We start from the raw sequence: 12,300 nt of genomic DNA, 5'->3' as shown, positions 1-12,300 counted from the left end.
GTGGTGACCCCCTCCAGGATCGAGCCGCCGACGCTGCCCTCGAGGCCGCCCTGGAGCTGGCGGGCGATGGCGCGGTTGTCGAGGCCGCTGCGCCGGGCCTGCTCCTCGTCCACCGCCAGGGCCAGACGGGGCACGGCTTCGCTGAGGCTGGCGGCGGTGTGGGTCACGGGCTCGAGCTGGGCCAGGTGGCGGCGCAGCTCGTCGCCGGTGCGGCGCAGCTGCTCCAGATCGGCCCCCTCCAGCCGCAGTTCGATCGGTGCCTCGAAGGGGGGCCCCTGCTCCAGCTGCTTCACCAGGATCTGGGCCTCGGGGAAGTCCCCATCCAGCGCCTGCTGGAGGGAGCGGATCGTGGACCGCACCGCTTCGGTCCCCCGCAGCTGCACCAGGCCCTGGGCGTAGTGGGGGGCGTTCTCCTCGGAGGCGATCACGTTGTAGAAGAAGGCCGGCGCGCTCTCGCCCAGAAACCAGTGCACGTCGTCGACGCGGGGGTCCTGGCGGATCCGCTGCCGCACCGCCATCGCCAGGGTCTCGGTGCGCCCCAGGGCGCTCTGCTGGGGCAGCCGCAGCTCGATCTGGAACTGGTCGCGGTTGGTGGGCGGGAAGAACTGCTGCTCGAGGCTGCCGAAGGCCAGAAACCCCAGCAGCGGCAGCAGCAGCGACAGGGCCACCCCCTGCCCGGGATGGCGCAGGGCCTGGAGCAGGGAGCGGCGGTAGGGGTGGGCCAGAACCGCCGGGCTGATGCCCTGCTCCCACCAGCGCACCCGCGGCCCCAGGGGCTGCCAGGACTGCAGCCGGGCGGTGAGGGCCGGGATCACCGTGAGGGAGAGAAACAGGGAGCTGGCCAGGGCCAGGATCACGGTGAGGCCGATCGTGCCGATGAACTCCCCGGTGGCCCCCGGTGAGGTGGCGATGGGCACGAAGGCCAGCACGGTGGTGAGGGTGGAGGCCAGCAGCGGCACCAGCAGGTACCGCACCGTGTGCCGCACCGCTGCGGCGGGGCTGTCACCGCTGCGCAGCCGTTGCTGCACCTCATCGACCACGACGATGGCGTTGTCGATCAGCAGCCCCAGGGCGATCACCAGGCCGGTGGCCGACATCTGATGCAGGGGCACCTCCAGCACCCGCATCCAGCCGAACACCATCAGGGCCGACAGGGGCAGGGCCCCCCCCACCACCGGGGCGGCCCTGCCGCCGCTTGATCTGCTGGAGCGCGGCCTGCGGCTCGGGGAGATGGGGAACCGGCCGGTGCTGCTGCCGCCACGGGACGGTTCCCTGGCCCGGCGGGGGTTCGTGCGGGAGCGGGTGGAGGCCCTGCGGGCGGGCTGGCCCCTCGATCCCCCCGGCAGCGAAACCCTTCCCCTCGAGACCCTGCTCTCCCTGGCCGACGACCTGCCCGGCGCGGGCCTGCGCCTGATGAATCTCTCCACCGCGGAGGCGGTGGCCCGGCTGCGGCGTCAGGGCCGTCCGCCGCTGGCCTCGGTGGGCTGGTGGCACCTGGTCGCCGACAGCGGCGGCCTCGATCCCGCCGACGAGGGCTGGCTGGTGGAGCCGTCCCTGGGGGGGCCGGCCGACCGGCACGCCCTGATCGAGGCCCTGGCCGACGGGGTCATCACCGCCGTCGCGGTGCATCACATCGCCCTGGACGCGGAGGAGGAGCTGCTGCCCCTCGACCAGCGCCGACCCGGCGTGGCGGGTCACGGCCTGGTGCTGCCGCTGCTGTGGGAGGAACTGGTGGGCCGGCGGGGCTGGCGGCCGGAGCAGCTCTGGCAGGCGCTCTGCTGGGGCCCCGCCCGCTTCCTGGGCCTGCCGGAGCCGGCCCTGGCGGCGGGCACAGGGCAGTGGCTGCTGTTCGATCCCCGCCGCTCCTGGCGCTGGGAGGATGCCCCCAGCGGTTCCCTGGCGGCCAACCGGCCCTGCCGGGGGCGGACGCTGCAGGGACGGGTCCTTGCCAGCGGCCTCAGCGATCCGACGCGCTGGGCTCTGGCAGCGGGCCAGCCGAGCTGAACGGGAAGAAGCGCCAGAAGGCCCGGCCGATCAGTTCGCTCTCGGGCAGCAGCGGTCCGCCCGGCCAGAAGCGGCCATCCCAGCTGTTGGCCCGGTTGTCGCCCATCACCACCAGATGGCCGGGGGGCACCACCACATCAATGGTGCGGCAGGGGCCGACCCCCTGGCGATCGACCGGGCAGTAGTTCCTGACGTAAGGCTCGTCGAGGGGACGGCCGTTGATGCTGACCCGGCCGCGGGGGTCGGCCACCACCCGCTCGCCTGGCAGGCCGATCACACGCTTGATGTAGGCATCGCAGGCGGGCTGCTGGATCCCGGGCAGGGAACCGATCAGGGGAAGGTTGACAAGCAGGCAGCGCAGCGCGCCCGGCTTGGTCGGGCCGGTGAGGATCGGATCGAAGTGATAGGGGGAGCGGAACACCACCACCTCGCCGCGTTTCGGGGGGCGCTGGCGGAAGGACAGCTTCTCCACCAGCAGCCGATCCTGGAGCTGCAGCCCCGGCAGCATGGAGCCGGAGGGGATGTAGCGGGCCTCCAGCAGGAACTGGCGGATGCCCAGGGCCACCGCCAGGGTGATCAGGACGCTGCGCCAGAAGGCCCAGGGGCTCTCCTCCTGCTCCTCCTGGCGAGGCTGCGGCTCCGGGGGGGGCGTCGGCTCGTCGTGGGCGCCGTGGTCGGCCGGTGGATCCGAGGGGCTCAAGGGGTTCGTGCGGCAGGTTCCATGGTCGGGAGGCAGATTAGGCACGCACCCGCCCGCCGCGTCCCCGATGGCACGCCCACGCTGGCACCAGAGCCTGACCGCGCCATCGAGCCGGATGGGCCGGCGCTGGGATCGCTTCGTGGCGCTCTGGGCCGCCCTCAACCTGCTCTGGGTGGCCTTCGACATCAGCTACATCCCCCTGCGCACCTTCTGGCTGCAGCGCAACCTCTACCCGCTGCCGTCGGTGCCCCTGGCGGTGCCACTCACCTTCATCCCCGACATCACCCCCTGGGTGGATCCGATCAAGGGGATCGAGCCGCACCGGGAGACCCAGGCCTACCTGCGCCACTTCGACCGCCTGGACGCGGCCCTGGGCCAGGCCCCCCCGGGGGCGACCACGCCGATCCAGCGCCAGCTGCTGGCGGAGCAGGTGCGGCTCACCGTCGAGATGATCGATTCCAACCCGATGCTGGCCTCGGGCACCTCCGGCACCCTGGAGAAGATCAAGAACCGCCTGCGCCAGCGGGCCGATCGGGACTCGGCCAAGCAGGCGGCGGCGGTGCTGCTGAGCCCGGCCTGGATCGACGCCCATCGGTGGCCGCAGGAGCGGCTGTTCTGGCGCCAGCAGGTGCTGCCCCTGGTGGCCACCACCTACTGGCGCTCGATCGATGAAAACGGCCGCCCCACCGACCACTTCTGGCGCTACGACCTGCTCCTCTTCCAGAGCGTCTTCGCCCTCGACATCCTGCTGCGGGCCATCCGGCTGCGCCGCCGCCTGCCGGGCCTGAGCTGGGGCCGGGCCCTGCTGCGGCGCTGGATCGACCTGCCCCTGCTGCTGCCCTTCTGGCGCTGGCTGCGGGTGGTGCCGGTGCTGGAGCGCCTCCACACCAGCGGCCTGATCAGCATCGAACCGCTGCGGGCGGTGATCAGCCGGGCGGTGGTGGCCCTGCTGGCGGTGGAGCTGTTCGAGGTGCTGGCCCTGCAGCTGATCGACGGGCTGCAGCAGCTGATCCGTTCGCGTCGCTGGCCGATGCGGATCCGGGCGCTGCGCAGCCATCAGATGGTGGTCAGCAACGACGAGCGGGAGCTGGTGGAACTGGTGCGGATCTGGGGTCCCCTGCTGCTGGTGCGGGTGGCCCCCCGCCTGGCCCCGGAGCTCCAGGGGGTGCTTGGCCATGCCCTGCAGCAGAGCCTGCAGAACGCCATCGTGCCGCCGGGCCTGCGCCAGCTCCAGCCCCTGCTTCAGGTGGAGAAGGGCCTCAGCCGCCAGCTGGCCGGGGGGATGGTGGAGAGCCTGCTCGACCTCACCCGCACCACCGGGGAGCGCCTCAGCCGCCGCGACGACCAGCAGCTGGAGCTGCTGCAGCGCTGCATCGACCGCTTCTGGGAGGAGCTGGCCGAGGCCCTCGAAAGCGGCCCGGCCCTGGAGCGCTCCCAGCAGCTGCTGTGCACCTTCCTCGAGGAGTTCAAGGGCAACTACCTCAGCCAGATCAGCCGGGCTGGCATCGAGGGGCTGATTGAGGAGCTCGATCAGATCATGGTGAAGGGGGCCCAGGAGCGGAACGACCCCGCTAGCCCAGCAAGTCCTCCCACTCCTCGGGACGGAACCCGGTGAGGAAGCGCCCGGCCGGCGTCAGCAGGAAGGGACGCTTGATCAGACGCCCGTCGGCCGCCAGGGCGGCCAGCGCCGTGTCCCGGTCCATCGCCTTGACGGTGGCGGCCCCCAGGGCCCGGTAGCTCTGGCCGCTGGTGTTGAACAGCCGGCCGAAGCCGCCGAGCTGGTCGTGGGCCTCGGCCAGCTGGGCCGGGGACGGCGGGCGGGTGGTGATGTCGATGGCGTCGAAGGGAATCTGCCGTTCCCTCAGCCAGGCCAGCGCCTTGCGGCAGGTGCCGCAGCCGGCGTACTGATAAATGACGATCGCGGCCTGGTCGTCGGCCATGGTGGCTACTTGCGGCCCACCAGCGCCTTGAGGGCCCCGACCAGGCTGTTGGAGCCCTTGCCCACACCGGCGTCCGGTTTGGTGCGGATGGTCACGTCGCCGTTGACGGTGGTGCGGCAGCTGAGGCGGTAGCTCGCGGGCCGATCGGCCAGGTAGACCTCCTCCACGTCGCTGCGGGGGGAGAGGTTGCGGGCCCCCTCCACCACCTCGACGACACAGGTGCCGCACTGGCCCAGGCCACCGCAGTTGTTGAGGTTGTTGAGGCCCGTGTAGGGATTGACGCCGGCGTCGAGGGCCGCCTTGCGGAGATTGGCCCCTTCAATGCAACCAACCTGCTGGCCTTCCTTTTCGAAACGGATGGTGGGCACGGTCGATCGGGGGTGAGGGGCGCCGCCCAACTTAGGTCACACCACGTCCTTTCGATCCCGGTTTCGTTGCCTTGAGAAAGGATCGGGAGGCTCGGGAGGGGCTGCCTACGATGGTGGGGTTGCCCGCAGACCTTGCTCTCCTCCGACCCCTCCCCGGCCCGGCAAGGCACCTACGACCTGGTGGTGCAGCAGCTGATCCCCGGCTACGCCAGCCTCGCCCGCCTCTCGGTGGCGCTGCTCTCCTCCTCCCCCCTGGCCTCCCACCAGGACGCCGCCGTGCTGGTGGCGGGATGCGGCACGGGGGCTGAGCTGCTGGAGGCCGACGCCCAGCGGCCGGACTGGCAGCTCACGGCCATCGATCCCTCGGCGGAGATGCTGGCGGTGGCTCGGCAGCGACTGCAGAACCGGGGCCGGATCGAGTGGCACCACGCCACGGTGGAGCAGCTGGGGGCCGAGGCCCGCTTCGATGGTGCCCTGTCGGTGCTGGTGCTTCAGTCCCTGCCCGACGACGGCACCAAGCTGGCCTTCCTCTCCGCCCTGGCCCGCAGCCTTCGGCCCCAGGGGCAGCTGGTGCTGGTCGACCTGATGCGTCCGGAGCGCTCCCCCCTCTCGGCCCAGGTGGCCGAGGCCTGGCGCTGCTTCCAGCGGGCCAGCGGGGTGGATGGCGAGGCGGTTGACCTGACCGCCCAGATCCAGGGATTCCATCCCATCGGCATCGCCCGGCTCACGGCCCTGGCGGAGGCCGCCGGCCTCAGCGATCCGGCGCCGTTCTTCCAGGCCCTGGACTTCCAGGGCTTTCTGCTACAGCGACGGGCCTGAAGCGAGGCTCCCCCGATTGCTGCTGATCGGGAAGCAGCGGGCGATCCATGATCACACCGGCCAAGGGCACCAGCAGGGTCAGCAGGCCCAGCAAAACGCCGCCCAGCGCACCGATGGGCTGGTCGAAGAAGAGGGCTGCCGAATCCTCGAGGCCGGTCCCGGGGCTTCTGCCGCCGCGGGTGGGGCCTCCGGAGGTGGAGGGACGGGGAAGGGGCGTTCGGGGGCCCGGACTGTCCGGATCTCCGCTGGATTCAGCTTCGCCGGCGTCGAGCATGGGGCCCAGGCCGACGGCGATGGATCCCGGCATGGCGGTGCTCGGGGAGCTGAGGGAGGCGGTGGCGCCGCTATGGCAACCGGAACGGGACTGGGGACGGACGGGTCGGACGTGATCCATGCGTTCGTGCAGCGGAGAGGTCCGGTGCACTGGACGGAGAACAAAGGATGGGTGGAATGATTGTGCCACCGATTGGCCCGATCGGCCTGCGTCGGCGGCGGAACGACCGCGACTCAGGCGGCCGGCCGTGACTGGGAGTGCCTGTGCAGGTGCAGGTCGGCGGGGGGAACCTCGGCCCCGTCGAGGCGGGCACGGATCGCCCGGAGCTCCTCCAGGATCGACGCCAGCAGCTGCTGGGTGGCGGTGGAGGGCGAGTTGAGCACCTCGACGGTCACCTCCTTGATGCGCAGCACGTCGCGGGCGAAGCGGGCCACTTCGTGGGGATGGAAGACCAGGGGCTCCTTCTGGTCGCTGCGGTATTCGGGATTCAGCTTGCGGGGGTTGAAGGGGGGGTTGAGATTGCGGGGATCGGTGTTGGTGTAGCGGTACACCGAGGCGCGGGAGCGGTTCAGGGAGCGCTGAACCTCATCGATGCCGATCAGGGTTTCGGTGTCGGTGCGGGAATCCCCCTGCAGGGCCAGCGGCGCGGCCGGCGAAGCGGTGGAACCGCCCGCGGGAGAGCCGACCTGTGCAGGGTGAGCAAGCATGAGACTGGCGTTGGACGCACTGGACTAACGGCAGACCTTAGCAGAGTTTTTCGTCGCTCGCCCGCCGCCGCCAGGGGCAGGGTCGTTGCGGCGACTTGCTCCCGACGGCCGGCCCTGAGCGCGCCGGGCCGGCGGTGATAGCGTCCAGCGCCGAACAGGACTTTCTCCATGCGCGTCTCCCGCCTGATGCTGGTGACGCTTCGCGACGACCCGGCCGAAGCCGAGATCACCTCCCACAAGCTGCTGCTCCGTGCCGGCTACATGCGCCGCCTGGCGCCCGGGATCTTCGCCTACCTGCCCCTGCTCTGGCGGGTGCTCCAGAAGATCTCCGCCATCGTCCGCCAGGAGATGGCGGCTGTGGACGCCCTCGAAACCCTGCTGCCCCAGCTGCAGCCCGCCGATCTCTGGCGCCGCAGCGGCCGCTGGGACGGCTACACCGCCGGGGAGGGGATCATGTTCCACCTGGTTGATCGCCAGGAGCGCTCCCTCGGCCTCGGTCCCACCCATGAGGAGGTGGTCACCGAGCTGGCGGCCGACCTGCTGCGCTCCTACCGCCAGCTGCCGGTCTGCCTCTACCAGATCCAGACCAAGTTCCGCGATGAGATCCGCCCCCGCTTCGGCCTGATGCGGGGGCGGGAATTCATCATGAAGGACGCCTATTCCTTCCATGCCGACGAGGCCTGTCTGCGGCGCTCCTACGCCGCCATGGACGGGGCCTACCGGCGCATCTTCGAGCGCTGCGGCCTGCGGGCAGTGGCGGTTGAGGCCGACAGCGGCGCCATCGGCGGTTCCGCCAGCCAGGAGTTCATGGTCACCGCCGAGGCCGGCGAAGACCTGATCCTGACCAGTCCCGACGGCCGCTACGCCGCCAACCAGGAGCGGGCGGTCTCCCTGCCGGCGCCCGCCGTTCCCCTGCCGGCCGGCCCCTGCCGGACCCTGGCCACCCCGGACCAGACGAGCATCGAGGACCTCTGCACGGCCCATGGCTTCGATCCCACCCAGACGGTGAAGGTGCTGCTGCTCCTTGCCCGCTTCGCCGCGGCGCCCCCCCGCGGGGTGCTGGTGTGCCTGCGGGGCGACCAGCAGCTCAACGACGTCAAGCTGGCCAACGCGGTGACGGCCCGCTGCCCGGATGCCGGCGCCCTCCTGGAGATCGTGCCACTGCTGACCGATCACCTTGACACCGATGCAGCCGCCGTGCCCTTCGGCTTCCTGGGCCCCCACCTGGGCGATCCGCCCCTGCGCCAGGCAGATCGCCACGCGGCGGCCGCCCCCCTGCTGCGCCTGGCCGACCCCTCCGCCGCCGAGCTGGAGGCCTTCGTCTGCGGCGCCAACCGCGTCGACGAGCACCTGGTGGGGGCCCGCTGGGGCGAGCTCTGCCCGCTCCCCGAGGTGGTGGATCTGCGCGCGGCCCAGCCGGGCGAGCGCTGCCGGCACGACCCCTCCCAGCGGCTGGAGGCGGCCCGGGGCATCGAGGTCGGCCATATCTTCCAGCTGGGCCGCAAGTATTCCGAGGCCCTGGAGGCCCGCTTCACCAACGAGTCCGGCGAGGACGAAGCCCTGTGGATGGGCTGCTACGGCATCGGCGTCTCGCGCCTGGCCCAGGCCGCCGTGGAGCAGAACCACGATGCCGACGGCATCCGCTGGCCCGTGGCGATCGCCCCCTACACGGTGATCATCGTCATCGCCAGCAGCCAGGATCCGGTTCAGGTGGCCCTGGCCGAGGAGCTCTACGGCCGCCTGCTCGCGGCCGGGATCGATGCTCTGTTGGACGATCGGCCCGAGCGGGCCGGTGTGAAGTTCAAGGACGCCGATCTGATCGGCATCCCCTGGCGGCTGGTGGTGGGCCGGGGCGCCGGGGAGCGGTCGGTGGAACTGGTGGACCGCAGCGGTGGCACCGGCAAGCGGGACCTGTCGGCGGACGCCGCCCTTGAGCAGCTCATGGAGCAGGTCGGGCTCCAGGGTGCATCCCCGTAGGATTTCGCCAGACGCCGTTCCTCCCTTGGTCGCCTTCCTGCGCCGCAGCCTGCTCCGTCCCCTTCTGGCCCTCGGCCTGTGTCTCTGCCTCGGACTGAGCGGCTGCAGCCAGGCCCCCGGTGGCCTCAGCGGCAACTACGTCGATGACACCGTCAGCGTGGCCCAGACCCTGCTGACCACCATCGCCCTGCCCCAGGACGATCCCGCCCGCCAGGAGGCGGAGGTGCAGGCCCGCCAGCTGATCAACGGCTACACCGCCCTCTACCGCCCACGCCAGGACATCCACGGCCTGGCCTCCTTCACCACCATGCAGACCGCGGTCAACGCGCTGGCGGCCCACTACGCCGGGTACGCCAACCGCCCCCTGCCCGATCCCCTGCGCAGCCGCCTGGAGAAGGAGCTCAAGAAAGCTGAAGCGTCGGCGGTGCGCGGCGCCTGATTCTTTGACGGAGGGGGCCTCGATCTGAGAAGCTCTCCCCTTGTGCTTAGAAGCGGCTCCGGGCCGCTGTTTCCTTGGCCAATGTTGTCGTCATCGGTGCGCAATGGGGTGACGAAGGGAAAGGCAAGATCACCGATCTGCTGAGTCGCTCCGCCGATGTCGTGGTCCGCTATCAGGGCGGGGTCAACGCCGGGCACACCATCGTCGTCGAGGACCGGGTCCTCAAGCTGCACCTGATCCCCTCCGGGATCCTCTACCCGGACACCATGTGCCTGATCGGGTCGGGCACGGTGGTGGATCCCAAGGTCATGCTGGGCGAGATCGACACCCTGCTGGAGCTGGAGATCGATGTCTCCGGGCTGAAGCTGGCCTCCACGGCCCACGTGACGATGCCCTACCACCGCCTGCTCGACCTGGCGATGGAGCAGCGCCGCGGCGACCGCCGCATCGGCACCACCGGCCGGGGCATCGGGCCCACCTACGCCGACAAGTCCGAGCGCAACGGCATCCGGGTCATCGACCTGCTCGATGCCGACTGCCTGCGCGACCGCCTGCTGGGGCCCCTGGCCGAGAAGAACGACCTGCTCGAGAAGGTCTACGGGATCCCCGCCCTGGATCCGGAGGCGGTGATCGCGGAGTACGCCGCCTACGGCCGCCGCCTGGCCCCCCACGTGGTGGACTGCACCCGCACCATCCACGAGGCGGCAAGGGCCCGCAAGAACATTCTCTTCGAGGGCGCCCAGGGCACCCTGCTCGACCTCGACCACGGCACCTACCCCTACGTCACCTCCTCCAATCCGGTGTCCGGCGGGGCCTGCATCGGCGCCGGCGTCGGCCCCACCCTGATCGACCGGGTGATCGGTGTGGCCAAGGCCTACACCACCCGGGTGGGCGAAGGCCCCTTCCCCACCGAGCTGGAGGGCAGCCTCAACGACCACCTCTGCGACCGCGGCGGCGAGTTCGGCACCACCACCGGCCGGCGGCGCCGCTGTGGGTGGTTCGATGGGGTGATCGGCCGCTATGCGGTCCAGGTGAACGGCCTCGACTGCCTGGCGATCACCAAGCTCGATGTGCTCGATGAGCTGGACGAGATCCAGGTCTGCGTGGCCTACGAGCTCGACGGCCGCCGCATCGACTACTTCCCCAGCAGCTCCGACGAATTCGCCCGCTGCCGGCCCGTCTTCCGCAGCCTGCCCGGCTGGCAGTGCTCCACCGCCGACTGCCGCAGCCTGGAGGATCTGCCCCCCACCGCCATGGCCTACCTGCGCTTCCTGGCGGAGCTGATGGAGGTGCCGATCGCCATCGTCTCCCTCGGCGCCCAGCGCGACCAGACGATCGTCGTCGAGGATCCGATCCACGGTCCCAAGCGGGCCCTGCTCAGCGTCTGAGCCGGGGTCCCCCCGTCCCTCGCCTCAGTCCCTCGCCGGCCTCTCCCGGCCCACTCCCCACCCCCCTCCCCGATCCCCTTGACCAGCACCGCCAAGCGCTTCGACGTGGTCGGCATCGGCAATGCCATCGTCGACGTCCTCGTCCAGGCCGACGACGCCTTCCTTGAGGCCCACGGCCTCACCAAGGGCACCATGGCCCTGGTGGATGAGGCACAGGCCGAGCGGCTCTACGCCAGCGTCGGCGCCGGCCTGGAGACCTCCGGCGGCTCGGCGGCCAACACCCTGGCGGGCATCGCCCAGCTGGGCGGCCGGGCGGGCTTCATCGGCCGGGTCCGGGATGACCAGCTCGGGGCGATCTTCGCCCACGACATCCGGGCTGTGGGGGCCAGCTTCGAGACCCCCCCGGCCGCCAGCGGACCCTCCACCGCCCGCTGCCTGATCCTGGTCACCCCCGATGCCCAGCGCACCATGTGCACCTACCTGGGGGCCTCGGTGGGACTGGATCCCGCCGACCTCGACCTGGAGTTGGTGCGCCAGGCCAAGGTGCTGTACCTGGAGGGCTACCTCTGGGACAGCGAGGAGGCCAAGCGCGCCTTCATCGCCGCCGCCGAGGTGATGCGTGCCAGCGGTGGCGAGGTGGCCCTCTCCCTCTCCGATGCCTTCTGCGTCGAGCGTCACCGGGACAGTTTCCTGGAGCTGGTCGACGGCCATGTCGATGTGCTGTTCGCCAACGAGATGGAGATCACCGCCCTGTACGGCACCGACAGCTTCGAGGCGGCGGCCGACCAGGTCCGCGGCCGCTGCAAGGTGGCGGCCCTCACCCGCAGCGAGCGGGGCTCCCTGCTGCTCAGCGGCGAGACGACCCTGGCGATCGAGCCCTTCCGTCTCGGTCCGCTGGTGGACACCACCGGCGCCGGCGATCTCTATGCCGCCGGCTTCCTCTACGGCCACACCCGCGGCGAGAGCCTGGAGCGCTGCGGACGGCTCGGGTCCCTCTGTGCCGGCCAGGTGGTCACCCAGCTGGGTCCCCGTCCCCAGGCGTCCCTGCCGGAGCTGGTGGCCCGCCACCTGGGCTGAGCGGCAGCTGCTCCAGCAGCCAGCGGCCGTAGGCGCCCTCGCTGGCGGCCGTCCAGTGGATCCATTCGGGGGTGTCGTAGCTGTGCAGCTCCGTCAGGGCCTGGTGCAGCGTCTCCAGATGGGCGGGGGTCGTCTTGAGCAGCAGCTGCACCTCCTCGCTCCGCTCCAGCCGGCCCTGCCAGCGGTAGAGCGACAGCACCGGTTGCAGGCTGACGCAGGCCACCAGGCCCCGCTCCAGCAGCTCCCGGGCCAGAGCCTCGGCCCGCTCCCGGTCGGCTTCGGTGGTGAGCACCAGGCTGAGGGATGGGGGCGCGGGCATGGGCGGGGCGATGGCGGGCGCAGGGTCTGACTTCAGCCGTCCTGTGCACTTTTGTCCAGCCGCGCCAGCAGCGCCTCCATCGGCAGGGCCTCCACCAGGCCGGGCTCCGCAGGCCGCTCCAGGAGCAGCAGGCGCAGACCCAGGTCGGCGCAGATCCGGTGCCAGCGCTCTTCGTTGGCGCCCCCGGAGCGACGGCAGAGCACGGTGTCGATCTGCCACTGGCGGCAGAGGGCGCGCTCGATGCGGCCGTCACCGCCGGGCCGCAGGGGGGCCAGCCGCTGCGGCGGC

General features: G+C 71.3%; 14 protein-coding genes. 7 read left to right on the top strand and 7 right to left on the bottom strand.

Going from position 1 to position 12,300, the window contains the following annotated elements:
- The coding region (locus tag VB737_RS02705; RefSeq protein WP_500310916.1) for an efflux RND transporter permease subunit at positions 1-1,172 on the bottom strand (1,172 nt) is incomplete at its 3' end.
- A 58-nt stretch (positions 1,173-1,230) separates the two neighbouring features.
- On the opposite strand from VB737_RS02705, the gene VB737_RS02700 reads away from it, so the two are divergent.
- Positions 1,231-2,004, top strand: coding sequence for an amidohydrolase family protein (locus VB737_RS02700; protein WP_500310914.1), 774 nt, complete (start codon positions 1,231-1,233; stop codon positions 2,002-2,004).
- On the opposite strand, the gene lepB is transcribed toward VB737_RS02700, so the two are convergent.
- Positions 1,958-2,704, bottom strand: a complete 747-nt coding sequence (gene lepB, locus VB737_RS02695; RefSeq protein WP_500310912.1) for a signal peptidase I — start codon at positions 2,702-2,704, stop codon at positions 1,958-1,960. The genes VB737_RS02700 and lepB overlap by 47 nt on opposite strands.
- A 67-nt stretch (positions 2,705-2,771) precedes the next feature.
- Here lepB and VB737_RS02690 point away from each other — a divergent pair, with 67 nt between their 5' ends.
- Positions 2,772-4,319, top strand: a complete 1,548-nt coding sequence (locus VB737_RS02690; RefSeq protein WP_500310910.1) for a hypothetical protein — start codon at positions 2,772-2,774, stop codon at positions 4,317-4,319.
- Here the strand turns inward: VB737_RS02690 and VB737_RS02685 are convergent.
- On the bottom strand, positions 4,276-4,644 hold the full coding sequence (locus VB737_RS02685; RefSeq protein ID WP_500310908.1) for a Spx/MgsR family RNA polymerase-binding regulatory protein: 369 nt from the start codon (positions 4,642-4,644) through the stop codon (positions 4,276-4,278). The two genes, VB737_RS02690 and VB737_RS02685, sit on opposite strands and share 44 nt — an antisense overlap.
- A 5-nt stretch (positions 4,645-4,649) precedes the next feature.
- Entirely contained in the window at positions 4,650-5,012 is a 363-nt protein-coding gene (locus VB737_RS02680; protein WP_254948827.1) for a 2Fe-2S iron-sulfur cluster-binding protein, read from the bottom strand.
- A gap of 132 nt (positions 5,013-5,144) precedes the next feature.
- Here VB737_RS02680 and VB737_RS02675 point away from each other — a divergent pair, with 132 nt between their 5' ends.
- Entirely contained in the window at positions 5,145-5,831 is a 687-nt protein-coding gene (locus VB737_RS02675) for a class I SAM-dependent methyltransferase (protein ID WP_500310906.1), read from the top strand.
- 507 nt (positions 5,832-6,338) lie between these two features.
- On the opposite strand, the gene VB737_RS02670 is transcribed toward VB737_RS02675, so the two are convergent.
- A complete protein-coding gene (locus VB737_RS02670) occupies positions 6,339-6,812 on the bottom strand; it encodes a DUF8631 domain-containing protein (RefSeq protein WP_500310904.1) in 474 nt (157 codons plus the stop codon).
- Between the two features lie 168 nt (positions 6,813-6,980).
- Here VB737_RS02670 and VB737_RS02665 point away from each other — a divergent pair, with 168 nt between their 5' ends.
- From VB737_RS02665 to VB737_RS02650, 4 genes are all read left to right on the top strand, one after another.
- On the top strand, positions 6,981-8,789 hold the full coding sequence (locus VB737_RS02665; RefSeq protein ID WP_500310902.1) for a proline--tRNA ligase: 1,809 nt from the start codon (positions 6,981-6,983) through the stop codon (positions 8,787-8,789).
- A 25-nt stretch (positions 8,790-8,814) separates the two neighbouring features.
- Positions 8,815-9,228: a photosystem II protein Psb27 gene (gene psb27 / locus VB737_RS02660; RefSeq protein ID WP_323306009.1), complete on the top strand. Its 414-nt coding sequence runs from the start codon at positions 8,815-8,817 to the stop codon at positions 9,226-9,228.
- 74 nt (positions 9,229-9,302) lie between these two features.
- Positions 9,303-10,616 (top strand): adenylosuccinate synthase, encoded by a 1,314-nt coding sequence (locus tag VB737_RS02655; protein ID WP_500310900.1) that lies wholly within the window; start codon positions 9,303-9,305, stop codon positions 10,614-10,616.
- A 78-nt stretch (positions 10,617-10,694) separates the two neighbouring features.
- Positions 10,695-11,693: an adenosine kinase gene (locus tag VB737_RS02650; protein WP_500310898.1), complete on the top strand. Its 999-nt coding sequence runs from the start codon at positions 10,695-10,697 to the stop codon at positions 11,691-11,693.
- Here VB737_RS02650 and cutA read toward each other — a convergent pair.
- Together cutA and VB737_RS02640 are read right to left on the bottom strand one after the other, a co-directional pair.
- Positions 11,629-12,012 (bottom strand): divalent-cation tolerance protein CutA, encoded by a 384-nt coding sequence (gene cutA, locus VB737_RS02645; protein ID WP_500310896.1) that lies wholly within the window; start codon positions 12,010-12,012, stop codon positions 11,629-11,631. The genes VB737_RS02650 and cutA overlap by 65 nt on opposite strands.
- Before the next feature lie 32 nt (positions 12,013-12,044).
- Positions 12,045-12,300, bottom strand: a 256-nt coding sequence (locus VB737_RS02640; protein WP_500310894.1) for a precorrin-6A/cobalt-precorrin-6A reductase, incomplete at its 5' end; no start/stop codon positions are given.

It is taken from the genome of Synechococcus sp. BA-120 BA3 (assembly GCF_034931285.1).
Lineage (GTDB): Bacteria > Cyanobacteriota > Cyanobacteriia > PCC-6307 > Cyanobiaceae > Cyanobium.
The sequence above is the reverse complement of the archived record's forward strand: the minus strand, read 5'-3'. Positions and strand labels throughout refer to the sequence as shown.